Source organism: Chryseosolibacter histidinae, assembly GCF_018598225.1.
Classification (GTDB): Bacteria; Bacteroidota; Bacteroidia; order Cytophagales; family Cyclobacteriaceae; genus Chryseosolibacter; species Chryseosolibacter histidini.
Genome location: NZ_JAHESF010000049.1, coordinates 22,232 through 48,143, shown reverse-complemented (window position 1 = coordinate 48,143; position 25,912 = coordinate 22,232). Strand labels below are relative to the sequence as shown.

The following is a 25,912-nucleotide window of genomic DNA, read 5'->3' as shown; positions in this document are numbered from 1 at the left end:
ATCTGAAGCTCCCGAACCGGCTTGCAACGGCAGCGCTGGTCTTTGTTGGAAGTGTGCTGGTGACCTTTGCACTTTCCGCTTTTAACTTCGTCAGAGAAACAGGCCCAACGGAAAAATCAGCAAAAAGTGAACGGGTAAAAGATTCGCCCGAAGTAACTCTACCAGTGGCCGTCAAGGCGCTGACCATTACCATTACACCACCTGCTTACACCAGCGTACGAGCCTATACTACGGCAACACCCCAGCTCAGCGTTCCGGAAGGAAGTGAGATCCAATGGAAGATCTCGTTTACCGATTCGGTGTCAGCAGCAGCGCTCATCTTTTCCGCCAAAGAAACGGTGAAGCTCCGGCAGCAGGGCGAGACTAAAACTGTTACCAGAAAATTCACGTCACCAGCCTTTTACCAGATCCAGTGGACTGACCGCTCCGGCAAAACCAGGTCGTCAGACTATTACAAGATCGAGGTAGTCCGTGACCAGGCGCCGGAGATCGCCGTAACCAACCTGGAGCAATCGCTGGAGCTTTCCATCAAAGACAAGCTTGTGATCGATGTTAAGTCAACCATCAAAGACGACTATCATGTCAATGACGCATACATCATCGCCACGGTGAGCAAAGGCAGCGGGGAATCTGTAAAATTCAGAGAAGAAAAACTGAAGTTCACCTCCCCTGCCCGCATTTCCGGCCAGCAGATCAGTGCCTCCCGTACCATCGATATATTGAAGCTTGGACTCGAACCCGGTGATGAATTGTATTTTTACGCGGAGGCTCTTGACAACAAGCAGCCCATCCCAAACAGGTCGCGCACTGAAACCTTCTTCATCACCTTACAAGATACGGCTTCTCAAAGCCTTTCTGTTGAAGGAGGGCTTGGCGTTGACCTCATGCCTGAATATTTCAGAAGCCAGCGCCAGATCATCATCGATACAGAAAAACTGCTGAGGGACAAAAAGAAGATCAGCAAACATGATTTCAATTTCAAGAGCAACGAGCTGGGTTACGATCAGAAAGTACTGCGTTTGAAATACGGAGAGTTTCTGGGAGAGGAATTTGAAACACAGATCGGCGAGACCCATGCAGGCGAGGAAGAATCAGAGTCCACCGAAGACATTGCCGCGAAATATGGCCATGCCCACGACAAAGACAACGAGCACAACCTGGTAGCCGAAAAAAAACATGCGGATGATCATGGGCACGATCACGAGGGCGAAGGTGGAGACAAAACCAAGGAGCTGATGGATTCTTACAAACATCAGCACGACGACCCGGAAGAAGCTACGTTCTTTAACCAGAGCATCCGCACCAAGCTAAAAACCGCTTTGACCATCATGTGGGATGCGGAGCTTTACCTAAGATTGTATGAGCCCGAGAAATCGCTGCCGTACCAGTACAAAGCGCTGAAGATCCTGAAAGAAGTGAGCAACGATTCACGCATCTACGTTCACAAGACAGGCTTCGACCCGCCACCGTTAAAAGAAGAGAAACGGTTGACGGGCGATCTTTCAGAGATCAAAAGCTCACGGCATCAATCTTCGCTGATCACCGATCAAACTTATCCGGCCATCAGAAAAGGCCTTCAGCTGATCGAAGAGAAACTTCAACAAAAAAACCTGCGGCTCACGGGTGGCGACAAGCGAACATTACACGAGGCAGGACGCGAGCTCGCCAGTGTTGCGCTGGAAAAACCGGGACAATTCCTCGAAGCACTTTCGATGATCAAGGCGCTGGAAGAAAATGAAACGAATGACACTATGCAAAAATTGATGGGTATCAGAAAAGCTTTCTGGCAGGTATTACCCGATGAAAAAGTCACCGCCTCGCAACGCAACAACACAACGCATCACCTGGATCGCGCATTTATCAAAAATCTGGACGCATTGAAAAATGAGTGATCCCCTGCTGACCTTTCATCCTGTAATTCCAACCCTTCTGTTGCTTGCCGTATTGGCCGGTGTTACCATCGTTCTCGTTTGGGCCGAGCGCAAAAGGGCATTGCGTTATTTCACTTTCAGGATCGTGGCCGTGGTCATGCTGATGTTATCGTTGGCGGCGATATTATTCCGGCCTTCGTTACGTACGGAAGTGTCAACATCTGTTATTCTGCTCACCGCAGGCTACGATTCAAAAAAAGTTGACAGCCTGCTGCGCCTGGAACCCGGCGCGGTGATGATCCATACCGTCGATACGAAAGGTTATAAAGGATCGAAGCCACTCGGATCGGCACATGAGCTTTCAGCCTATCAGCAGCAAATCAGGTATGTTGTGGGTAAGGGATTATCACGCGACGCACTGGACATTCTTCACGATACGCGTTACATTTTTGTCCCATCCATTGATCCTTCAGGTATATCTTCCATCCGCGTGCAGAATCCCGTGGTACCAGAAAAAAACAACATCATCGAAGGCGTGATCCTAAATGCTCCTGCCAACGAAAAGCTCTTGCTTTCCGGGCCAGGTGGAAAAGTAGACTCGGTGAGGTTGACGGGCAAACCTGTGGAAACTTTCTCATTCACTTTTACACCCAAACAATCCGGCACATTCCTGTATATGCTGACGGGAAGCAATGGTATAAATGAGACTCTCCCCATCTGCATGGAGGAACAGCCATCGTCTGACATCTTGTTCATTCAACATTTTCCAACTTTCGAATCGCGCTCGCTCAAGGATTTTTTGGGAGATCATCACCGCATTCTTTTCCGTTACCAGCTTTCGCAAAACAGGTACCGTTATGAGTTCATCAATCGGAAGCCACAATCGATAGACCGTCTTACCGCTGAGGCCCTTGCGGCTTTCGACCTGCTCATCATTGATTCAGATGCCCTTCAAGCGCTCTCGTCAACCGAGCTTGCACAAGTAAAAAGATCTGTGAGCGAAGGACTGGGCATACTGACCCTGCTGAATGACTCGCCGCTAAAAATAAAACCGGTACAGTCCTTCTTTCCAGGTGTATTCGCGTCTTATGCATCGGATACTGCGCAGGTTGGCATCAGGTCAAAAAAATTCACCTTGCCTGCATGGGCATTCAAAGTAAACCCGGATGCCGATGTTGTTACCACATTGAAAAACAGGAACAGGATCCTGTCGGGATACCGGTACAATGGCTTCGGAAAAACGGGCTTTCAACTGCTGCAGGAAACGTACCGGTTGATGCTCGAGGGTGATTCGCTTGCCTACAGTGAGCTGTGGGCAGAGCTGATCGGTAAAACAGCAAGAACCAAAAGCAAACCCTTCTCCCTAAGGATCATCAGCGAGTTTCCTTATTACACAGACGAGCCGTTAACCGTTGAGGCGATCTCCGCAGGTACTGCTCCCGTTGTGTTAAACGACAGCGTGCCCATATCCCTGACAGAAGATCTTTTTGTTGACGATCGATGGACGGGGAAATTCTGGCCGGGAGAACCAGGCTGGCACACATTAACAGCCGGCGACTCTACCCGCCTGAAGTACTACGTTTCTAATAAAAAAGACTGGACGTCACTCGCTGCCACCAATGCCATGATACAAACTTCGGAGCAAAGCGTAAAAACGTTACCGGAGAAAAAAATGACTGTAACCTTCACGCCAATCCCTGCCTGGATCTTTTATCTTCTTTTCGTATTCAGCGCGGGATTCCTTTGGTTAGTACCGAAGTTGTGAGGCATCGGACATCAGGCATTGGAAAATGCAGGGTGCACGAATACCTGATGCCTGATTTTACTTTTTGGATGGCTTCTTCTTGGGTTCTTCCTCTTCGATGAGCTTAACAAGTTCACCGTACCACTGCTCACCATATTTTCTGATCAGCGGATCTTTCAGGAATTTATAAACAGGCACCTGCAATTCTTTGCCCAGCGCACAGGCAGGCGAGCAAATGTGCCATTTATGGTAGTTCAGTGCTTCGAAACTCTTCTTGGTGGTGATGCGGATAGGATACAGGTGACAGGAGATCGGTTTCTTCCAGCTTATTTTGCCGTCGTTGTAAGCCTGCTCGATGCCACATTTCAGGATGCCCTGTTTATCGTAAATGGCGTAAACGCACTCGCGACCATCGATCACCGGTGTGCACAGCTCGCCATCATCGTCAGTGGTGTGGGTTCCCTCTTTCTCAATGACCTTGATACCCGCTTTGGATAAATAAGGCTTTACCACCGGATAGATCTCTTTCAGGATCTCCAGCTCACTTTCATCCAGCGGCGCGCCAAAATCGCCTTCCACACAACAGGCCCCTTTGCATTTTTCCAGGTTGCAGACAAACTCCTTGTCGCGGATATCATCTGAAACCAAAACTTCTCCTACTTTGAGCATCTCGAATTTTTCCACAAAGATAGGGGTTCCCGCAGATTACGCAGATGAGCGCAGACATTTTATGATTTTATCTGCGAAAATCAGCGCGATCTGCGGGAAATGTCATTTCATCCGGTAATTCAACGCCGGCTTGCGGTCGCCCAGCAGCGCTTCGTATTTGAAATCACTGCCAGTACGTTCTTTCAGCTCTTTGATCGCCTTTTGGATCTGTTCCGGATTTGTGAAAAGGTCCGTCAGGGTCAGGGCGATGGTTTTGGCTGCCACCATCATACCTTTGTGGCCAATGCTCATGCCACCCGCCGCAACGGCCTGCCAGCTATGGGCCGCTGTTCCAGGTACCCAGGTGGCCGTTCCCAGTCCTGCAGTAGGCACCACCCAGCTTACATCTCCCACATCCGTAGAGCCGCCCAGGCCACCCCGCATCTGAAAAGCTGAGATCTGATTGGTAATTTCAAGCGACGGGATCTTTCCGGTGAAGCTCTGCTGGATCTTCTGGCCAAACTCTTTCTCCTGCTCCGTATAGGTATAACCGCCAACAGTTCTGAGGTTAGCATCCATCAGGCGGGCCAGTGTTTCGTTGGGAAGAAGATCATATACACCACCGGTAACCTCCACCTCCACGCGCGTTCCTGTTCCAAGCGCCGCACCCTGAGCCGCTTTCTCAACACGTTCCCAGATCGATTTCACTTCATCACGGCGCGGATGCCGCACGTAATAGTATACTTCCGCGTAGGCCGGCACAACGTTCGGCGCTTCGCCACCGCTGGTGATCACATAATGGATGCGTGTCTCCTGCGGCACGTGCTCACGAAGCATGTTCACCATGTTGTTCATGGCTTCCACACCATCAAGCGCTGAACGGCCACGCTCAGGCGACCCGGCAGCGTGAGAGGCTACACCATAGAACCTGAACTTTCCACTTTTGTTGGCCAGCGATGATCCCGCGCTTGCATCGTTGGCTGCAGAAGGATGCCAGTGTAAAACCGCATCCACATCTTTGAACAACCCATCGCGCACCATATACACTTTTCCCGATCCACCCTCTTCTGCCGGCGTTCCATAGAATCTTAACGTGCCGGCTATTTTGTTTTTGATCATCCAGTTCTTTACCGCGATCGCAGCTGCGGCAGATGCCGTTCCGAACAGGTGATGGCCGCACGCGTGCCCTGCTTCCTTTCCGGCAATGGGCTTGAGCTCCGGCACCGCCTCCTGCGAAATGCCCGGCAGTGCATCAAACTCTCCCAGCACACCGATCACAGGTTTGCCCTGGCCGTAGCTGGCGATAAAAGCGGTTGGCATACCTGCAACACCGGCCTCTATTTTAAAACCTTCTTTCGCCAGCTCCTTTTGTAAAATGGCCGAGCTCTTCTCTTCCTGGTATCCCACCTCTGCAAATTCCCAGATCTTATGTGCCATGGAGGCATAAACATCATATTTGGAGTCAATGACTTTGATGATATCTTCTTTTGCCGGCTGCGCGTATGCTGCGGACAGGCAGGCCAGCAATGTTATAAAAGTTAATCGCATATTTTTTTGAAGTAATTTAAGTAAAAAGGGTAGTTCATCAGACTACCCTTTTATGTAAGTGGCTTTTATTATTATCTCGGGTTTGTGGTTGGCGCGCTTCCGGCAGCCGGTGGATTGTACACGATCTCATTATCAGGAACATCCCAGTAATCGAGGAAGTTGTAATTGATCGTAGCATTGGTGCTGACCACCCCTGTTTTGCTCAACGCGATGGCATTCTTACGACCACCACCCGCCGATACCGGATCGATCACACCCCAGCGCCGTGCATCATAGAACGACAACGCCCGGAACAAAAGACCAATTCTTCTTTCTTTCCGCAGCTCTTCTACCGCCTGGTCGAAGGTAAGCCCTGTTGCTGACACGGCGGCCAGTGCTGAGCCCTGGTACGTACGAACAGCGTCGACCAACGCCAGGCCATCATCGATCGAAGCGGTATGGATCAACGCTTCAGCACGCATCAGTGCATTTTCCTCGTAAGAGCTGGCCAGGAAAAGCTCATAACCGCCCGCATTCTGATCGGCAAATTTGATCACGCCTGCTTCACCTTCAGAGCCTGCCGCACCGCGGTTGATGAGCTCCCATCGCGTAAAGAACGCATTGCCACGTGAGGTCTCGCCGATGTAAGGCGTAACGGTAGGGTCAGTAGCCGACTTCACCCTGATCTTGAAATTGTTGGTGAATCGTTTATCGCCCGCCTTGAAATCCTGGATCAGGCGCTCGGAAATTTTGTAGGTAGACGTTCCGGCAGTTTTTGCCGAAACAGATCCGGTGGTGGGTGCTAGAAAATCTCCTGTGGCGTTCGTACGTCCTGTAAAAACATAATCCGAGCTGGTTACGCCGCTCGCCGTCAGTGTCAGTATTTCGTTCCACTTGGCAGGGGTCATATCCTTCACCCGGGTGTTCACCAGCACATTGCGGGCCTTTAAGGTGTTGATGTTCCGCACCCACATTGCCGGGCTCAGCACACCGCCTCTGCCCACGCGGTTAAAAGCAGGAATCAGTCCCTGCATCGTAGCAGTATAATCGCTGTTCACCGTAAGCCCGCTGAGGATGCCCGCGGCTTTATCCAGGTTGCTGTTGGCTTCTGCGATCATCGCCTCCTTCGTTACATAATTGCCGTTGGTGCCCGTCACCGCTTCACCGTTGGCGTTGTCAAGGATCAGGCCGGCGTAATAGATCGAGCCGATCCGTGAATACGCATAACCCTTCCACCAGTACGCCCATGCGCGGAGCACACTCTTTTTGGTTTCAGCATCGCCTGAATAATTAACAAGATCAACATTGCTGAGAATGGTGTTACACAGGTTGTTGATGTTGTACATGTAAGCCCATTCATAGTAGATCGAGTTCTGGTAACCGGTAGAGTTCACGTTGGCCGTGATGCGGATGAAGTCGACCTGCTTGCTGGGTGCATTGGGGTTCACAAGAACGCTTCCGTTATCAAGCGTAACCTCGTCGGGGCAGCCGATCTGGTTAATGAATATGTTGGCGATGTCTGTGCCGATCACATCACCCATGAGCTCGTGATTGGCAATGGCGCCAGACCAGAAATAGCCGGGAACACCGTCGTAATATTTCACGTCCTTGAATCCCGTGATGTAGACACCTTCACCGAAGGAAATAATACCCGTTTCGGTGCGGATGGCCTTGGAATCGGGCTGATTGGGATTGAGCACATCGAGGTCGTCCTTGCACGCGCTGACAATCCCGGCGAACAGAAGCGTTGAGAATAATATTTTTAGTTTGTTCATGATCGTAATCTTAAATGGTGAAACTTAGAAACCGATGTTCAGCGTTGCCTGATACGATTTGAAGTTCGGCATGGTGCTGTGATCCGTACCGCGGTCCCAGGCAGAGTTGGCCGTACCCGAGCTGATCTCCGGATCAAAGCCTGTATAGTCTGTTACGGTCCACAGGTTTCTTCCTGAAAGAACCAGCTGAAGTTTTTTGAACGCAGGCATATTGAATGCTTTCGCCAGGTCAAATCCTACAGCAATGTTCCGCAGGCGCAGGAAAGATGCATCTTCGTAGAAGTAGTCCTTCGTGCCATTAGCAGTTCTCTGCGCATAGACGCCACGATAGAAGGCGGTCCAGGCGCCGGTCTCACGTTCGCCGCTGGGGTTTTCGATGGTGATGGGAACAGCATAGTCAGCATGGATCCCGTCGCGATACATCCACTCCTTGGTCTGGTTGTAGAGATGGCTTCCATAGACCCAATCGAACTGGAATGAAAACGTGAGGAAGCTTTTATACGTAATGTCATTGATGAACGACATGTTGAATTTCGGATTCGGGTCACCGAAGCTGAACTTGTCGGCCGTAAAATAGGGTTGTTTGGTAGCCTTGTTCACAACGTATCCGTTACTCGCAACGGTATATAAGCTCTGGTCGCTTTCGGGTATAAAGTACGACCCGTTCGGAGCCTTGGCATCCACACGGCTCAGCGTCTTGTATCCGTAAAGCTGCCCTACCTTGTCACCAGCCTTCAGCACATAGTTCGTGCTTCCGGCGCTCGAGAGGATCACGATGGGCTGACCCGTGTTGATCGACAGGATCTCAGAGGTCTGCTTTCCGTAGTTAACGGTGGTATTCCAGGTAATGGCACCTCCCTGGTAAGCCGTTGAGTTGATGGAGAACTGAAAGCCGTGCGATCCCAGCGAAAAGGTATTATCAAGCAGTGTACCCAGACCGGTGGAAGGCGCAAGGTCCACAGGATAGATCGCATCTTCGGTTTTGCGGTCCCAGTAGGTAGCAGATAACGCGACCTCATTCAGCCAGCTGGCGCTCTTGAACAAAGAGAACACGAGATCAGCACCCAGCTCAAACTCTTTTGAAACCTCCACGCTGAGGTCAGGGTTGCTTTGATTGTACTTGTAATAGAAGCCCGTGGAAGTACCGATCACCAGTGGCGTGAGCGTTACATAACGATCGAAAGGTTTCGGTTGGATGCCCGCTTCTCCATAGGCAGCCCTGAGCTTTAACTCCGGCAAAAAGCTGTTCACAGCAGTCGACTCCCAGAAGTCAAGCCCCGATAACCTGAAGTATACATCGCCCCGTGGAAAAGTAAAGGGCTTCGATCCCCTGCCGAAGGCTGAAGAATAATCGCTGCGGAAACCGCCGGAAACTCCTACGAAGTCATCATACTCCAAACGCTGATTGATCAGGTAACCATAGGTAACAAATGGCTCTTCATAGTCGCGGTACACACGCCACGAGCTGGCATACGCACCGTTGTAGGGTTCATAACTGGCGGGCAGGCCCATGGCTGCAACCGTGTATTCCTTGATCACATTCTTGCGCCAGTCGAACGCTGCCTGTGTTACTGTTCTCAAAGGAATGTTGCTTCCAAAATCATCTTTGAGATCAAACACCAGCGTGGCCGTGCTCAAAAAATTCTGGAACACCTTGCTGTTGGCATACTTGGTGAGGTCTCCCGCGTTGTTTGTGTTGTAGTTGGAGATATAACGCGCTGTGCTCTGCGTGAGCCAGTATTTGATGTTGGCGTTGTTAGACTGGTTCCTGTATTCCAGCACGCGGTCCTTGGTCTGATAGTTCAACCCGTATTTGGCATCTAGCTCCAGGAATTTCGGGAACTTGTAGTTGAGGTTGAAATTCTGGATGATGTCAACCGTATTGTCGTTGTTGTCAACATACTCCTGGCGGTACAACGGGTTCGAAGCATTGATGCCGATGGTCTGATTCAGGTTGAAGGGAATGGTGCCATCGGTGGTTCTGCGTCCGAAATCGGCAAATGGGTACGCGTTCAGCAATCCATAAACGATGGTGCGGTCATCCGTCTTCAGCGTGCTCTTGGTATAAGCCAGCTGCGTGATGCTTCTCAGCTTAAGTCCCTTGAACAAATCAGTGCCGATGTTGGCTGTCAGGTTGCTCCGTTCCCAATAACCATTATCGATCACGTTGCTTTCCTGGTGACTGTTCGAAGCGGAGATGCTGAAATCAGATTTCTCACCACCACCTGAAATAGCGATGCTGTTGTTGATGGTGTTGGCTGGTTTAAAAAAGAAGGCGAAATGATCGATGTATTTCAGGTTGGCATCGTAAGCCTTGTCATTCTTGATGGTGGGATCGGTGGAGTTGTACTGCACATTTTCTGTGTACACACCGTTCACTTCATCGAAAGTAATGGGATTGCCCGAAGAGCCGATCACGTTGTTGCTTGCATCGGTTGCAAAGGCGTGGTAACGTGCCTTGCTCAATCCGCCCACGTTCAGGTACGTGTTCTCGGCAATGCTCGAAGAAATATCGATGCTGAGCTTGCCACTCTTTCCTTTTTTGGTGAACAGCTGGATCACACCGTTGGCACCCTGCGCGCCGTAGATGGTAGCCGCCGCAGCGCCCTGCACCACTTCCACCCTTTCAATCGAGTTGAGGTCGATGGTCTGAAGACTGGTGGCACCCACCTGGATCCCGTCGATCATGATCATGGGCGACGTACCGCGGTTGAGTGTGTTGATACCACGAAGCAGAATATTCACATCTGCGCCCGGTGTACCGCTTACGCTGGATATTTGTGCGCCGGCGATCTTGCCCACCAGCGCCTGATCGATGGACGCAGATGGAGCTTGTGGCAATTGCTCTGAGGTTACAGACTCGACCGAAATAGCGATCCGTCGCTTATCCGTTGCAACGCCCACACCGGTAACAACTACTTCAGAAAGCTGCGTAATATCCGAGGCCATGGCAACATCCAGCACAGCGCTTTCGGTAATCGGCACTTCCTTCGTCTCCAGGCCGATGAACGAAAAAGCGAGCACACCACCCTGCGCTCCTGAAAGCGTCAGGGAAAAACGGCCATCGGCATCCGTTACAGTTCCGGTAGTAGTTCCCTTTAAGATTACGTTGACACCCGGTAAAGCAGAGCCATCGTCTGTTGATGTTACCTTTCCGGTAATGGTACGTTCCTGGGCCCAGGCCATAATAATAGGCAAGGCCACCGCGAGGTGCAGTAGTAGAATCCTCTTCATAGGTATAGGTTTAGATTTAGGTTGAATGAAAATTATTCAGAATTATATTCCGAAAAAATTCATATTATCACCGTAACGTATCGTAAACGATTGCTTATTCAGAATAAAATTTCAATCACATTCGTTTGCCGTGCCCGGGAAATCGATTGTTCGGGGCGCTGGAAATTTTTTTTAGTTTTTTTGTTGTTGAGTAGAAAGTAAGGCCGGAAAAAAGCTTCCCGGTTTGGATATTTTATCCGGAAAAATTTAAGGTGATCTGAACGTCCTTAAGTGACTATTCGATAGTGAGTTATTCGGCCTGCCTCAAATCATTCTTCAAAAAACTGTTTTTGGTCAGCGTATAGTCTGACTTAGTGTTTTATTTTGCACCTGAAATGTTAGAATATCTAGAGAGCCTGAATGAACCCCAGCGTCAAGGGGTATTGAATACCGATGGACCCTGTATGCTCATTGCCGGTGCCGGCTCTGGCAAGACACGGGTGCTGACTTACCGCATTGCTCACCTGATCCAGAGCAAAAATGTTGATCCCTTCAACATTATGGCGCTCACTTTTACCAACAAAGCGGCTCGTGAAATGCGCGAACGCATCGAGAAGGTGGTAGGCCACGAAGCCAGAAACCTCTGGATGGGAACCTTTCACTCAGTATTTGCCCGCATTCTGCGTGCAGAAGGCCATCACCTGGGTTACCCGAACGACTTCACCATCTATGATACCGACGATTCGAAGTCGCTCATCAGGTCTATCGTGAAAGAACAGGGACTGGATGACAATATCTACAAAGCGAACACCGTCTATAACCGTATCTCTGCAGCCAAAAACAGGCTCATCAGCTGGTCTGAGTATCTGACCAATGCCGAGCTCATGGGCGACGATGCAGCGAACATGCGGCCGGAGATGGGAAAGATCTACAAGATCTATGCTACGCGCTGCTTCAAGTCGGGCGCCATGGATTTTGACGACCTGCTCTTCAATACCGACAAACTTTTTAAAGAACACCTCGAGGTGCTCAACAAATACCAGCATCGTTTTCATTATGTGATGGTGGATGAGTTCCAGGATACCAACCTGTGCCAGTACTTCATCATCCGCAAGCTGGCCGCCGTGAGGCAGAACATCTGTGTGGTGGGAGATGACGCCCAAAGCATTTACGCATTCCGCGGCGCAGACATCACCAACATCCTGAACTTCGAGCGCGACTATCCCGATCTTAAAGTTTACAAGCTCGAACAGAACTACCGGTCTACACAAAATATTGTGAATGCTGCCAACTCGGTGATCAAGCGCAACCGGGCACAGCTTCCCAAAAACGTATGGACCCAAAACGAAGAAGGAAATCTCATCGAGCTGATCAAGGCAGTATCCGACAATGAAGAAGGTCGCCTGGTTGCTTCCTCCATTTTTGAAGAGCGGATGCAGCACCAGCTGAAGTTCAGCGACTTTGCCATTCTCTATAGAACCAACAGCCAGTCGAGGGCCATTGAAGAATCGCTGCGCAGAATGAATATCAAGTACAAGGTCATTGGCGGTCTCTCATTCTATCAGCGAAAGGAGATCAAGGACCTGCTGGCGTACCTGCGCTTTTCACTCAACCAGCAGGATGAAGCTTCCTTCCGGAGGATCATCAACCTGCCCAAGCGTGGCATCGGCGACAGCACTGTAGACAAGATCGTAGTCGCTGCCAACGATCACGGCACCTCCATCTGGGAAATATTGCAGAATCCTTCACCTTTTGTCGGCGGAAGGGCTGCCGCGCCGATCGAGGATTTTGTGGCTATGATCAAACGCTTCAGCATGGAGCTCGGTCGGAAAGATGCCTATGAAGCCGCTTTCGAGATCGCCAAAGGATCGGGATTGCTGCGTGAGCTGTACGAAGACAAAACCGTTGAAGGCCTGAGCCGGTACGAGAACGTACAGGAATTGCTGAACGCCATCAAGGAATTTACCGATACACCCGACCGGGAAGACAGGAGTCTCGGCGCTTTCCTCCAGGAAGTGTCACTCGTCACCGGCCAGGATGAAGACAAGGATAAGGATCCTGACAAGGTCACGCTGATGACCATTCACATGGCCAAGGGGCTTGAGTTCAAATACGTATACATTGTGGGGTTGGAAGAGGATCTTTTTCCCTCGCAGATGATGCTGAGCAGCCGTGCCGACCTGGAAGAGGAAAGAAGGCTTTTCTACGTTGCCATTACCCGTGCCGAAAAAAGGCTGTACCTGTCTTATGCCCTCAGCCGATATCGTTTCGGGCGACTGAAGAACTGCGAGCCCAGCCGTTTCCTCGACGATGTGGATCAGCGGTTTATCAAGGTAAGCTCCAAATATGCGGGCATCGAATCTGCTCCGCCACCGTCGAGCCAGTATGCTAAAAACCTGGTGAACGGTATCAAAAAGACGATCTCATCCGCTCCCGTGGCCAAGGCCAAACCCGCAGCCTATACACCGCCAGCTGATTTTATACCGAGCGATACTTCGGCGCTGCAAGCCGGCATGAAAGTGGAGCACCCCAAGTTCGGTTTTGGAACCGTGGTGCTGATGGATATGTCAGGAGCCGATAAAAAAGCGAAGATCAACTTCAATGAAGCAGGCGAAAAAACCCTGCTTTTGAGCTTTGCCAAGCTGAGGATTGTAAAAGAAGCTAATCCTTAGTATTTTGTCGTGTAAACCTTATTTTTTAGCTTTGCCAGACCTGAAGTTATTGATTCGTTAAAAGGATAAAGAATACATCCCTTTTCGTAAGTAAGGCCTGTCTTTTTAGAGTTCATCTTTTAACAAACGGATCACAATCGATCATACCGAATCACATTTTATGATAGGAGAATACAATACCCAGCGGCCGCACATTATTTTGAAAGAATATGGCCGCAACGTTCAGAAGCTTGTGGAGTACATCCGCAACAATCCAAGCAAGGAGAAGCGCACTGAACTGGCCTACACGCTTATTGAGCTCATCAAGCAGCTTACGCCAACCGTTAAAGAACAGCCCGAAAATCCGCAGCGTGTATGGGACGACCTGTACATTATCGCAGACTTTAATCTTGATGTCAATAATCCTTTCCCTACGCCTGAACGGGAAATCCTGTTCAAAAAACCGTTGAAGGTGGATTATCCGCAGAGCCAGGTTCGTTTCAAGCACTACGGCAAAAACATCGAGAAGCTGGTGAAGGAAGCCCTGAAGAAGGAAGATCCGCAGGAACGCGAAGATGCCATCATCTACCTGGGCAAACTGATGAAGACCTTTTACGGCAACTGGAACAAGGAAACCATCGATGACTCGGTGATCCTGAAAGATATCCAGGAGATGTCGGGCGGAGCGCTGAACATGACCATCGAAAAAGTGCGCGAAGACAACCTGTTCGAAAAGCTCTACAAAGAACGCAAGAAGCTGAAGCCAACAGGTGGCAGCAGCAACGAAGGCAACGACAGGCGCAGACAGGGACAAGGTGGTGGCGGCGGTCATCGTCAGTTCAATAAAGGCGGCGGCCATAAGGGTAACAACTTCCGCAGAAGAAGAGACCAGTAAGAGGTCACGAGGTTGCCTCAAAAGTCGTCCGTCATGTTGAGCGCCAGCGAAACATCCCCGTTTGTGTAACACGACCGTGGAATCTTCTCGGTGCCCTGTTCGGAGGATGGACTTTTGAGACTCTCTCCATATTCAAGGCATTATTTTTTTGTCAATTGCATACCCGGCAGCCACCGGGATAAACTTCAATTGTAGTAAATGAGTGTTTTTAAGATCCGCGGAGGAAAAAAACTTAAAGGTGAGATCATTCCGCAAGGCGCCAAGAACGAAGCATTACAGATCCTGAGCGCCGTATTGCTCACTTCAGAGCCCGTCACCATCCATAACATCCCCAACATCGTTGATGTGAACAAGCTCATCGATCTGATCGGTGACCTGGGATGCAAAGTAGAAAAACTGGGAGCCGAATCTTACCGGTTCACAGCAGCATCCGTCAATACCCAGTTCCTCGAGACTGAGAACTACCGGAAGAAAGCTGCTGCGCTGCGCGGATCCGTGATGTTGCTGGGCCCGATCCTGGCCCGTTTCGGAAAAGCCAGCATTCCCAAACCCGGTGGTGACAAGATCGGAAGAAGAAGGCTCGACACCCACTTCATCGGGTTTCAGAAGCTCGGCGCCAAATTCAATTTCGATTCGGCAGAGCACCTCTTCCACATCGATGCCTCCGAGCTGAAAGGAAGCTACATGCTGCTGGACGAAGCCTCGGTAACAGGTACGGCCAACATCATCATGGCAGCCGTGCTGGCCAAAGGCACCACCACCATCTACAACGCGGCCTGTGAGCCTTACCTGCAGCAACTGTGCCTCATGCTCAACCGCATGGGCGCTAAGATCAGCGGCATCGGGTCTAACCTGATCACCATCCAGGGCGTTGACAAACTGGGCGGCACAGAACATACCCTGCTCCCCGATATGATCGAGATCGGAAGCTTCATCGGCCTTGCCGCCATGACACAGTCCGAGATCACCATCAAGAACTGCCGCATCGATATGCTCGGCATCATCCCTGAGATCTTCAGGCGCCTGGGCATCAAAATGGAGTTCAGGGGCGACGATATTCACATTCCCTCGCAGGAGCGATACGAGATCGAGACCTTCATCGACGGCTCTATTCTCACCATCGCCGATGCTCCCTGGCCAGGTTTCACACCTGACCTGCTCAGCATTGTGCTGGTAGTTGCCACACAGGCGAAAGGAACCGTGCTCATCCATCAGAAGATGTTCGAGAGCAGGTTGTTCTTCGTTGATAAGCTGATCGATATGGGCGCGCAGATCATTTTGTGCGATCCTCACCGTGCTACCGTGATTGGTCTCGAAAGAAGGCAGTCGCTCCGCGGCATCAAAATGGCCTCTCCCGATATCCGGGCAGGCGTATCGTTGCTCATTGCAGCGCTATCGGCCAACGGTGTCAGCGAGATCTCCAACATCGACCAGATCGACCGCGGCTATCAGAACATCGACAGCCGTTTGAAAGCGCTGGGAGCAGACATTGAAAGAACGAATTAGAAGGTACGAGGTGAGAGGTACGAAGTACGAGGTAAATACCGTACTTTGAATATATAGCAGTGACCTGCATTTCCGTACTTCGTATCTCGTACCTAATTTTAGATCTCATTAAGATAGAGAAATAGCTTCCTCAGGTCTGCTTCATCCTTAAAATCCGTCTTCTCCTGTTTGATAAATGTTTCAAGTTTTTCTTCGTGCTCGGGGAAATTCTCAAGGAAGGTTTTGCGGTTCTTGAACTCGATCAGCTTCTTTCCCTTCTGATGGATAAAGTACTTGTGCCGGGCAATAAATTCAGCGTAATCACGTCCCTGGCTATACGCGCCTTTATAGTCGGGTTGTTGCAGCTCCCGGTAGTACTTCTTATAAAAGCCGACCTTGCTGCCATTGATCATTTTCTGAAAGTATCCCATTTTACCTTCAGGTCCTGCGAGCCGCACAAAATGGGCTGTATCGCCGTTCACGGATAAAACGAAATACCTGACCATCGTGGCTGTGACCATGGTTTCCTGGCTATCGCGAAGCACGAGCAGCTCATCATTGAAAGCATCATAGTTAACCTGATCGTAGCTTACGAGCTGGCCCCTCGACATCCGGATCTTTCCGGGCGCATAACGTTCCAGTAAAGTAATGCCGCCCTGAACGCCCTTGAAGCGGTGATCGAAAGACTGGAACATGGCGTTACCCGAAGCCAGTGCCTGCAGGTCTGCCTGTGATTCAGCAGGCGTATTCGATTGACCATGGCAGAAGCTGCTAGTCAGCAAAATGACCATCCCGGTCAATAAAAGCATCATCCCGGTTTTCATAGTCAAAAATTAGCCAATTGAGAGATACTGGTCAACTCTCGGAGATAGTAATACTATTGCAGGAAGACTAAACAACCCAGATAGGGTGATGAGAAAGTACGAGGTTAGAGGTACGAGGTACGAAATGCAGGACTGGGTTACGTACTTCGTACCTCGTTCCCGATAGCTATCGGGGTCGTACCTACTTTAGATTTCGATCTTCAAGGCTACCGGGCAATGGTCGGAGCCCAGGTATTCGTTATAGATGAGCGCGTCTTTCACTTTTCCGATGATGGATTCAGAGACAAGGAATCCATCGATGCGCCATCCTGTATTGCGCGCGCGAGCATTGAACAGATAATTCCAGTACGTATACTTCACCACCTCAGGATAAAAGCGCCTGAACGTATCTACAAATCCGGCCTCCAGCAGCTTTGTGAAGCCGTCGATCTCACGTTGTGTGTAACCGGCTGACTTGTTATAATTTTCTTTAGGCCGCGCAATGTCAATAGGCTGGTGTGCCACGTTAAAGTCGCCGCAGATGATCACCGGTTTCTTTTGTTGCAACCCCACGAGATAGTTCCTGAAGTCCACATCCCACTTCTCACGATAGTCAAGCCTCTTCAGCCCTTCGCCTGCGTTGGGTACATACACCGTTACCAGGTAAAAGTCATTGAACTCGGCCGTCATTACCCTCCCCTCCTGGTCGTGCTCTTCAATGCCCATGTCACAGGTAACATTCAGCGGCTCCACCTTCGTCATGATGGTGGTGCCGGAATATCCTTTCCTGGTCTTGCATGAGTTTACGTGCACTTTGAATTCAGGGAACAGCTCCAGCGTTGATCTCACCTCCTCCTGCGAAGCCTTCGTTTCCTGCAGGCACAGGATGTCGGGGTTCATGGTTTTTACGTCCTTGATGAAATCCTTTTTAATGATGGCCCTGATACCGTTTACGTTCCAGTTGACCATGTGAAGCTCTGCCATGAGAAGTAATTTAGATCATGCGAATTAGCACGAAAGAAGGGTAATAAAAAAGAGGCTATCTCAAAAGTCTTCCGTCATGTTGATCCGCCGGCTGACGGAGAAACATCCCCGATTAACAAGCTCAAAATGAGGACGCTTACCCGCGCGTGAAACGAAGAGCAGCGCTTTTGAGATAGCCTACGTTTTTTACTGCATGCACGTTCACGTTCTGCACGCGCAGCCTCCGCACGTTGCTCGGCGAGGTATGCCTCTTCCAACGCCCTGAATTTTGATCTGGACCTTGCCGGTGCTGCTTCTTTTACGGGGGATGGTCAAATATACTTCACCCGCTGTGCCAATGGCCTTAACGATGCGTAGTGTGCCATCGGCATTGGCTTTGGCCAGCAGATAGAATACAGAGGCCATGAGCGTCAAATAACCCCAGAGGTAACTGGCGAAGCGGGCGGAAAACAAAAAAGACCCTGAAAAGGGCCTTTTTTCAATATTTATTAAAATCTGGCAGAATTAAGCTTTTTTCGCCTTGGCTTTAGCTTTGAATTCTTCCTTGATCTTCTCGATATCGACGTTTTTAATTACGGGCTTTGCGTTCTGAAGCTTCAGCGTCTGACGCCTAACCGCTGATTTTGCTTTATCTTTGCGGTTTTTTCTCTTAAGTCTGGTTACTGCCATGGCCGTTTCTGTTAAAAGGAGCGCAAAAATAAGCCAGTTTTTGGGGATTGCAAACTGTTAGGCTGAAAATTGTCGTTCATCATTTAGGAATTGATGGTTTCAGTTTCGCCTGACACCCTTAAGGCATTTGAAGAATCATTGAAGGAAGACTGAACGAACATTGACGGAATATCTGTATAAAGTCGCTATAAGGCCTGTATAAGGTCTCTATAAAGCCACTATAAGTGTTGGGTTTCTTTGGATTTTCTCTCATCAATCCGCTTGCCATCGCGTACGGCATCAATAATACCAGCCACCAGCAGGGTAAAGCAGGTTAAAAAAAGGGTTAAGACTACAACCCAGCTGAATATATCCATGTCCATCATTTAATGAGCTTTTTGGTGTTTTTATAAATCACATAAGTCATAACGCCAGAGATAAGCGCCAGTATTATTCCACATGCCGCGAAAACCACATGCCGCCCACGGGGCAACCCCTCAAGTATCAGCGAAATGGTGCCTCCGCCTGTTGCCAAAAATAAGATAATGAGAGTCTTGATGATCTCAGTATTAAACTTAACACGTTCTTTATCCTCGTCTGTCAACTTGAGAGAGTCGTTATTTTTGAGGCCTATGTAAAACAAGGGCATACACGCTTCATTTACAACAAATTCCCCGCGAACACGCTATTTCGATCACTTTTCGTAACACTTGTACATATTGATCTCCCGCCCGTTTTCACATCAGCCCATAAGCATTAACTTGCCGCGATTTTTTTATGGAAAAACCCACATTACCCAAAGGAACCCGTGATTTCGGACCGGCCACCATGGCCAAGCGGCAATTTATTTTCGATAACATCCGCAAAGTTTTTCAGGCCTATGGATTTCAGCCACTGGAAACTCCGGCCATGGAGAACCTTTCAACCTTAACAGGAAAATATGGAGAGGAAGGCGATCAGTTGCTGTTCAAGATCCTGAACTCCGGCGACTTCCTGAAAGATGTTGATAACCAGAAGCTAGAAGCCCGTAACTCGAAACTTGTAACGCCAGCGATCTCTGAAAAAGGTCTGCGCTACGATCTCACTGTTCCCTTCGCACGGTATGTGGTAATGAACCGCCACGAAATAGGTTTCCCTTTCAAGCGTTACCAGATCCAGCCCGTATGGAGGGCGGACCGCCCGCAGAAGGGACGTTACCGTGAATTTTATCAGTGCGATGCTGATGTTGTGGGAACAAACTCCCTGCTCTGCGAAGCGGAGATCATCCTCATGATCAAAGAAGTGTTCGGCAGAATCGGCATCAACGACTATACCATCAAGATCAACCACCGCGGTGTACTCAACGGCATTGCCGATGTGATCGGCGCCACCGGAAATGAAACACCGATGTTCGTAGCCATCGACAAGCTCGATAAGATCGGTGAAGAAAAAGTAAAGGAAGAACTGCGCACGAAGGACTTTACAGAAAAAAGTCTCACGTCACTGTTCGAGATCCTGAATGTGAAAGGTTCGAACAGGAACAAGCTCGCCTTTCTGTTCTCGAAGTTCGAAGGTACGAGGTCTGGACAAAAAGGTTTGCACGACCTGGAAGAAGTGTTTGAATTGCTGGAGAGCTACGGCACCGATGACAACCATGTGGAGTTTGACATTGCCCTGGCGCGTGGCCTGAGCTATTATACAGGCTGTATCTTTGAAGTGAAGATCAACAACGTAAGCATCGGCAGCGTGAGCGGCGGTGGCCGTTACGACAATCTCACACAGGCTTTCGGCGATAAAGAGAACCTCTCCGGTGTTGGTTTCTCCTTCGGCGTAGACCGCATTTACGATGCCATGGAGGAACTGGGCCTCTTCCCCAAAGACGCACAGATCTCTTCGAAAGTGTTGCTCTGCCACTTCGATGAAGCCAGCCTCAGATATGGTTTGAGCGTATTGTCAAAGCTGCGTGCAGCAGGCATCGCCTCGGAGATCTATCCCGACCAGGCAAAACTGAAAAAGCAACTCGACTTCGCCAATAAAAAAATGATCCCTTATACCATCGTGATCGGCTCAGACGAAATGAACAGCGGCGTGCTTCCCTTCAAAAACATGGGAACAGGAGAGCAGGAGAAACTGGAGATTGAGAAGATCATTGAAAGAATAAGAAGTCAGGCGTGAAAAGGTTGCCGGTTACCAGTTGCCTGTTACCGGTTTGTTTCGGTGCTAATGAATATGAACTTTCAACCTATGTTAAGCGCAAGGGACACCTCACCAACCGGCTACCCGGAAACCGGCAACTGGCAACCGGACTCAAACTTTAAACTTTAAACTTCTAACTTGAAACTAGAACCTGGCAACTGGTAACCGGCACTTGTAACATGACTAAGCACGTTATCTCTGATAAAAAACTTACGCTGGCCGATCTTGCTGCAGTGCACGCGGGCAAACTGCACATTGCGCTGTCTGATGAAGCCAGGAGCAGGATCATCCGGTGCCGTGACTACCTTGATCAGAAACTTGCCACTTCCCGGAATGCTATTTACGGCATTAACACCGGCTTCGGTTCTTTATACAACAGGAACATCTCACACGATCAGCTGGAGAAGTTGCAGGAGAATCTTGTGAAGTCACACGCCTGTGGCACAGGTCCTGAAGTTCCGCATGAGATCGTAAGCCTGATGCTTTTTCTCAAAGTGCAATCGCTCGCCTACGGTTATTCGGGCGTTCAGCTGGCCACGGTAGAACGGCTGGTAGCCATGTACAACAACCGCGTGCTGCCGCGAATCTTTGAGATGGGCTCTCTTGGCGCTTCCGGCGATCTCGCCCCGCTGGCGCACCTTTCATTACCACTGATCGGTGAGGGAGAAGTATACCACGACGGCAAACTTTTGCCAGCACTGAAGGTCAATGAAACACTTTCATGGTCCGCCATTCACCTGGAAGCCAAGGAAGGACTGGCGCTGCTGAACGGAACTCAGTTCATGAGCGCTTACGGCACATGGTGTGTGCTGCACGCTCACCGACTGTTGAAGCTCTCTGGCATTGTTGGCGCTTTATCGCTTGATGTCTTCGATGGAAGGATAGAACCGTTTCTGCCACAGGTCCACAAAATACGTCCGCATGCAGGGCAAATGAACGTGGCTGCGCAGATCAAAAAAATACTGGAGGGCAGCGAGCTGATCGTGCAGGCCAAAAAGCACGTGCAGGACCCCTACTCTTTCAGGTGCATACCCCAGGTGCACGGTGCCAGCGCTGATTCGATCGACTATGTCACCCAGGTATTTCTCACGGAAGTGAACAGTGTCACCGACAACCCTAACGTTTTTCCCGAAGAAGATTCCATCATTTCTGCGGGTAATTTTCACGGGCAGCCCCTGGCCTTGGCGCTCGATTTTTTAGCCATCGCACTTTCGGAGCTTGGAAATATCTCAGAACGAAGAACTTATCAGCTCATTTCGGGCGCACGAGAGCTGCCGAATTACCTCGTGGCCAATCCCGGTATCAATTCAGGATTGATGATCCCACAATATACAGCAGCTTCGCTTGTAAGCCAGAATAAACAGTTGTGCACGCCCGCTTCGGTAGATTCCATTGTGTCGTCTAACGGGCAGGAAGACCACGTGAGCATGGGTGCCAATGCGGCAACAAAAGCCTATCGTCTGGTGAACAATCTGTATTCTATCCTGGCCATCGAGCTGATCACCGCAGCACAGGCCCTCACCTTCAGGAGGCCCCTGAAAACTTCTGCCCGCCTGGAAAAGCTCGTGGATACTTTCCGGCAATCTGTACCGTTTATAGAAGATGACCGCATCCTGCATGAAGACATTATCCGCGCTGAAAAATTCCTGAAAGATCTGGATCTTGGCATATATGAAATCTAGGGCTTGTTATATCGTATGGATGGTCATGTGCATATCTATTTGCGCACAGGCTCAGTACACAAGCCGTCTTGGTAATTTCCAGGTAGACCAGAAAAAAGGATGCAATAATCTCGTGGTCAACCTTACCTCAGCACAGTGCGCATCGGGCGACTGCAACATGATCTTTGGCGATGGCCCTCCCGGAGACAGAGGGCAAGGCAATGTTTTTCAGCATACGTATACAAAGCCAGGCACCTATACACTGCAGGTGCTGTTCCAGGGCGGAACCCAGTTTGATGATATCGTGATCGTGGTTACTGCGGATACACTTAGGCCGCAGTTTGAAGTCTATACCTGCAGCGGCAACCAGGTCTCCGTCAACATCAAAGACTCAAATTATGATCAATATGTGATCAATTACAACGATGGGAGTCCGGATGTGGTAAAACCGAAAGGGAACCTCGTCAAAGATCAGCACTTATACGCTGCGGGGCCGCATACCGTAACCGTGAGAGGCAGGAATATCGACGCTCGCGACAACTGTCCGACAGTACCGCAGAATGTTACAGCAGTGCCCTCCCTTTCGGCACCCACGGTTTCACAGCTGCAGGTTGTGGACAATGCCTCCATACAGTTGAACTACAACGCTGCACCTAACATTCCTTACAGGCTCGAGATCGCCGGCAACAATGCCGTGTCGTTTCAGGCCTTCAAGACCAGCTATAATCTCGCCACGGAGACCCTGACAAACCTGAAGCCTGACGACAACTATTACTGCTTCAGGCTGGGTACGGTGGATGCGTGTAACAATGCAGCTCCTCCACAATACTCCAACATCATCTGCAGCGCCAACTTCGACCTCAGCGTGGTGAACAACGCCAACAACTCGCTCTGGAGCACGAGCTCAGCGGGTGTATCCAATTTCAGGATCAGCCGTACCGTACAAGGTGGCAACGCGACCACATGGACTGCATCCAGTTCTCCGTATTCGGATACCGACATTGTGTGCGGAACAGAATACTGCTATCAGCTCACTACCAATTATCCTAACGGAAGCAGGAGCATCTCCTTGCAGAAATGTGGTACTGCCATCTCCACAGACATACCGGCGCCGGTAGAAAATATCACCGCTGTTGTAGGCCAGGATGCAGTAGACCTGCAGTGGCAGCATTCATCAGGGGCGGCGCCCGAAGCCTATTCTATTTTCAGATCAACGGGCAACACCTACGATCTGCTGACAACCACTACCGGCCTCCAGGCACGTGACGAGACCTACCGCACAGAAAACGAAACCTGTTACAAGATATCGTACAAGGACGTATGCGGCAATCAAAGTCCGCTCACGGCAGAAGCCTGTCCTGTGCGCCTCAGCGGGACCCTGCAGCGTGACAATGCCATCAGTTTATCGTGGAGCGCCTACACGGGATGGACCGGTGGCGTTGCCAGCTACGTGGTTGAAAAATACAACGAACAGGGACAGTTGCTGCAGACCTTTGCGGTGGGCAACACCCTGAGCTTTATAGACGATGGCCAGGATCTCAGTAACCAGTTATTTGTGTATGTGGTGAAGGTCAATGCCGCGGAGCCCGGATTGCCCCAGGCGATCTCCAACCGTGTGGTCATCATCAAGAACCCGAATCTGTTTCATCCCACCAGCTTCACACCGAACGGTGATGCGCTGAACGACATCTTCAATGTGTACGGCCAATACATCGTGACCTTTGAAATGAATATCTTCAACCGCTGGGGAGAGCTGATGTACACCACTACCGAGATCGAGCAGGGGTGGGACGGCACCTTCAAGGGTAACCCCATGCCCGAAGGAACCTATGCCTTCGTGGCACAGATCACCGATCAGGCAGGCCGGTCATTCAAGAAATCCGGATCCGTGCTGCTGCTCCGAAAAAAATGAAAATAGTCCACGGTCCACAGTCGACAGTCCACAGCAGTTCAGCGTTATATCCGTATTTTTGTCTACGCCCAGGCTACGAAGCACAGCGCGGTGATTTCACACTGCACGTCTGTGGACTGTGGACCGTCGACTGTGGACTTTTCACTAACGGGCATGTACATTGCAGCTTGATAAACTTTTAAACTACTACGCGTATGTTCGATATGATGAAAATGATGGGAAAGATGAAAGAGGTTCAATCCCGTCTGAAAGAGGCCCAGGATAATCTTGTGCATGTGCGGGCAACGGGCGAGTCCGGTGGCGGCATGGTGAAGGCTACCGTCAACGGCAAACGCCAACTGGTATCGCTCGAGATCGATCCGACGCTGCTTAAGCCCGAGGATTCGGGTGTGGTTCAGGATCTGGTGATCGCCGCCGTGAACAAGGCTGCGGAAGAAGCAGACATCAAAGCGAAGGAAGAACTGAGGAAAAGCACAGAAGGCCTTATCCCCAACATTCCGGGCCTGGATCTTACGGGCATGATGGGATGACGAAGCTCTCGGTTGTCATTTTAAATTTCAACGGTGAAAAACTGCTCCGCCAGTTCCTTCCTTCGGTGATCCGTTATTCAGCGGAGGCCGAGATCGTGGTGGCCGACAATGGATCGACAGACCGCTCTCTGGAGGTGCTGCAGCAGGAGTTCCCGCAGGTGCGTCTCATCCGGCTCGATCAAAATTACGGCTTCTGCGGAGGTTATAACCGCGCCCTGCGGCAGATCGAAGCGCAGTATTACCTGCTGCTCAACTCAGACGTTGAGGTTACCCATGGCTGGCTTGCGCCGATGCTCGAGATCATGGACCGTGATAGCGCGGTGGCTGCCGTACAACCCAAGATCCTTTCGCACGCTGACAAGAACAAGTTCGAATACGCCGGTGCCGCCGGAGGTTACATCGACGCGTTGGGCTATCCTTTCTGCAGGGGAAGAATTTTCGACAAAGTGGAGGAAGACAACGGCCAGTATAATGATGAACGGGAGATATTCTGGTCTACCGGCGCATGCTTCATGATCAGGGCGCAAATATATCATCAATTCAACGGCCTGGATGAGGAACTCTTTGCACATATGGAGGAGATAGACCTCTGCTGGAAGATCGCCAGGATCCCTCAGAAGGTCTGCTACACCGGGCGGAGCGTTGTGTATCACCTGGGCGCCGGAACCCTCGGTTACAAGAGCCCGATGAAAACCTATCTCAACTTCAGGAACGGCCTCATCCTGATCTTCAAGCACCTGGATGCAGGTGAGCTGATCTATAAATTACCGCTGCGTGTAGGCCTCGATTGGGTGGCGGCCCTGATGTTCCTGCTCAAGGGAGAGCCCGCAAACGCGAAAAGTGTGTTCAGGGCACACTATCATTTTCTCAGGGATATCGGCAGGCACAGGAGAAAGAGAGCGGATCTCCACAGGGCGCATCCCTCCTATTCCAGGAAGAATGTGTACACAGGGCTGGTTATCTTGGATTACTACTTCCGCAGCAGGAAACACTTCAGGTCAATAATCCCAGATGGGACTACGCTTTCTTAAATGCTTGCGGATATTCATCACAAAGGCCAGCGCCAGGTAAATAATTACCGGTGAGCCAAAGGTGATGAACGAGGCGTATATGAAGAACAATCTGATGCTGGACGTTGCCATTCCCAGCTTTTCACCCAGCCGGGTACATACTCCAAAGGCATAACCTTCAAAGAAATGCTGGATTTTATTTGCTAATTCACCCATATTCCTGTCATTATTTAACTTTCAACTTGTTTAAAAGTTGATTTATCGACCAAAAATCCGGCTTACAAATATAAGGCCTGCCACAATGTGATCTAATGGCTGGATTCTTATTTTTTTGAGTATAATTGCAAAAAAATACACATAAGTTTAGTTTTAAACCCTGA

The 25,912-nt window shown here is 50.1% G+C and carries 21 protein-coding genes; 10 read left to right on the top strand and 11 right to left on the bottom strand.

The window, feature by feature from the left end:
- Both KK083_RS28475 and KK083_RS28470 read left to right on the top strand, forming a co-directional pair.
- Positions 1 to 1,892, top strand: a 1,892-nt coding sequence (locus tag KK083_RS28475; protein WP_254169547.1) for a DUF4175 family protein, incomplete at its 5' end; no start/stop codon positions are given.
- Positions 1,885 to 3,636 (top strand): hypothetical protein, encoded by a 1,752-nt coding sequence (locus KK083_RS28470; protein ID WP_254169546.1) that lies wholly within the window; start codon positions 1,885 to 1,887, stop codon positions 3,634 to 3,636. The genes KK083_RS28475 and KK083_RS28470, both read left to right, overlap by 8 nt.
- Before the next feature lie 57 nt (positions 3,637 to 3,693).
- On the opposite strand, the gene KK083_RS28465 is transcribed toward KK083_RS28470, so the two are convergent.
- From KK083_RS28465 to KK083_RS28450, 4 genes are all read right to left on the bottom strand, one after another.
- Complete coding sequence (locus KK083_RS28465) at positions 3,694 to 4,284, bottom strand: DUF3109 family protein (RefSeq protein WP_254169548.1); 591 nt, start codon at positions 4,282 to 4,284, stop codon at positions 3,694 to 3,696.
- A 102-nt stretch (positions 4,285 to 4,386) separates the two neighbouring features.
- The gene (locus tag KK083_RS28460; protein WP_254169545.1) at positions 4,387 to 5,811 is read right to left on the bottom strand and encodes an amidohydrolase; all 1,425 of its coding nucleotides are present in this window, start codon (positions 5,809 to 5,811) and stop codon (positions 4,387 to 4,389) included.
- Positions 5,812 to 5,882: 71 nt separating this feature from the next.
- On the bottom strand, positions 5,883 to 7,565 hold the full coding sequence (locus KK083_RS28455) for a RagB/SusD family nutrient uptake outer membrane protein (RefSeq protein ID WP_254169544.1): 1,683 nt from the start codon (positions 7,563 to 7,565) through the stop codon (positions 5,883 to 5,885).
- Positions 7,566 to 7,589: 24 nt separating this feature from the next.
- Positions 7,590 to 10,799, bottom strand: a complete 3,210-nt coding sequence (locus KK083_RS28450) for a SusC/RagA family TonB-linked outer membrane protein (RefSeq protein WP_254169543.1) — start codon at positions 10,797 to 10,799, stop codon at positions 7,590 to 7,592.
- A 374-nt stretch (positions 10,800 to 11,173) separates the two neighbouring features.
- Between KK083_RS28450 and KK083_RS28445 the strand changes: the two genes are divergently transcribed.
- The 3 genes from KK083_RS28445 to murA all read left to right on the top strand — a co-directional run bounded on the left by KK083_RS28445 (position 11,174) and on the right by murA (position 15,830).
- The gene (locus tag KK083_RS28445) at positions 11,174 to 13,450 is read left to right on the top strand and encodes an ATP-dependent helicase (RefSeq protein WP_254169542.1); all 2,277 of its coding nucleotides are present in this window, start codon (positions 11,174 to 11,176) and stop codon (positions 13,448 to 13,450) included.
- Between the two features lie 160 nt (positions 13,451 to 13,610).
- Positions 13,611 to 14,324 carry a DUF4290 domain-containing protein gene (locus KK083_RS28440; RefSeq protein ID WP_254169541.1) on the top strand — a complete coding sequence of 238 codons (714 nt, stop codon included), beginning with the start codon at positions 13,611 to 13,613 and terminating at the stop codon, positions 14,322 to 14,324.
- A 198-nt stretch (positions 14,325 to 14,522) separates the two neighbouring features.
- Positions 14,523 to 15,830 (top strand): UDP-N-acetylglucosamine 1-carboxyvinyltransferase, encoded by a 1,308-nt coding sequence (murA, locus tag KK083_RS28435; protein ID WP_254169540.1) that lies wholly within the window; start codon positions 14,523 to 14,525, stop codon positions 15,828 to 15,830.
- A 98-nt stretch (positions 15,831 to 15,928) separates the two neighbouring features.
- Here the strand turns inward: murA and KK083_RS28430 are convergent, their stop codons facing one another.
- From KK083_RS28430 to KK083_RS28405, 6 genes are all read right to left on the bottom strand, one after another.
- The gene (locus KK083_RS28430) at positions 15,929 to 16,633 is read right to left on the bottom strand and encodes a hypothetical protein (RefSeq protein WP_254169539.1); all 705 of its coding nucleotides are present in this window, start codon (positions 16,631 to 16,633) and stop codon (positions 15,929 to 15,931) included.
- Positions 16,634 to 16,819: 186 nt separating this feature from the next.
- Positions 16,820 to 17,596 carry an exodeoxyribonuclease III gene (locus KK083_RS28425; protein WP_254169538.1) on the bottom strand — a complete coding sequence of 259 codons (777 nt, stop codon included), beginning with the start codon at positions 17,594 to 17,596 and terminating at the stop codon, positions 16,820 to 16,822.
- A 201-nt stretch (positions 17,597 to 17,797) separates the two neighbouring features.
- Positions 17,798 to 18,001: a hypothetical protein gene (locus KK083_RS28420; RefSeq protein ID WP_254169537.1), complete on the bottom strand. Its 204-nt coding sequence runs from the start codon at positions 17,999 to 18,001 to the stop codon at positions 17,798 to 17,800.
- Positions 18,002 to 18,100: 99 nt separating this feature from the next.
- A complete protein-coding gene (locus KK083_RS28415; protein ID WP_254169536.1) occupies positions 18,101 to 18,265 on the bottom strand; it encodes a hypothetical protein in 165 nt (54 codons plus the stop codon).
- A 218-nt stretch (positions 18,266 to 18,483) separates the two neighbouring features.
- Complete coding sequence (locus tag KK083_RS28410) at positions 18,484 to 18,621, bottom strand: hypothetical protein (protein WP_254169535.1); 138 nt, start codon at positions 18,619 to 18,621, stop codon at positions 18,484 to 18,486.
- Between the two features lie 5 nt (positions 18,622 to 18,626).
- Positions 18,627 to 18,893, bottom strand: coding sequence for a hypothetical protein (locus KK083_RS28405; protein WP_254169534.1), 267 nt, complete (start codon positions 18,891 to 18,893; stop codon positions 18,627 to 18,629).
- A gap of 128 nt (positions 18,894 to 19,021) precedes the next feature.
- On the opposite strand from KK083_RS28405, the gene hisS reads away from it, so the two are divergent.
- The 5 genes from hisS (at position 19,022) to KK083_RS28380 (ending at position 25,553) form a co-directional block, all read left to right on the top strand.
- Positions 19,022 to 20,398 (top strand): histidine--tRNA ligase, encoded by a 1,377-nt coding sequence (gene hisS, locus KK083_RS28400; RefSeq protein WP_254169533.1) that lies wholly within the window; start codon positions 19,022 to 19,024, stop codon positions 20,396 to 20,398.
- Positions 20,399 to 20,598: 200 nt separating this feature from the next.
- Complete coding sequence (hutH, locus tag KK083_RS28395; protein ID WP_254169532.1) at positions 20,599 to 22,101, top strand: histidine ammonia-lyase; 1,503 nt, start codon at positions 20,599 to 20,601, stop codon at positions 22,099 to 22,101.
- Between the two features lie 25 nt (positions 22,102 to 22,126).
- Positions 22,127 to 23,992: a T9SS type B sorting domain-containing protein gene (locus tag KK083_RS28390; protein ID WP_254169531.1), complete on the top strand. Its 1,866-nt coding sequence runs from the start codon at positions 22,127 to 22,129 to the stop codon at positions 23,990 to 23,992.
- Between the two features lie 194 nt (positions 23,993 to 24,186).
- On the top strand, positions 24,187 to 24,522 hold the full coding sequence (locus KK083_RS28385; protein WP_254169530.1) for a YbaB/EbfC family nucleoid-associated protein: 336 nt from the start codon (positions 24,187 to 24,189) through the stop codon (positions 24,520 to 24,522).
- Complete coding sequence (locus KK083_RS28380) at positions 24,519 to 25,553, top strand: glycosyltransferase family 2 protein (RefSeq protein WP_254169529.1); 1,035 nt, start codon at positions 24,519 to 24,521, stop codon at positions 25,551 to 25,553. The genes KK083_RS28385 and KK083_RS28380 overlap by 4 nt, the downstream gene beginning before the upstream one ends.
- Here the strand turns inward: KK083_RS28380 and KK083_RS28375 are convergent.
- The gene (locus KK083_RS28375) at positions 25,521 to 25,748 is read right to left on the bottom strand and encodes a PspC domain-containing protein (RefSeq protein WP_254169528.1); all 228 of its coding nucleotides are present in this window, start codon (positions 25,746 to 25,748) and stop codon (positions 25,521 to 25,523) included. The two genes, KK083_RS28380 and KK083_RS28375, sit on opposite strands and share 33 nt — an antisense overlap.
- Between the last annotated feature and the right edge of the window lie 164 nt (positions 25,749 to 25,912).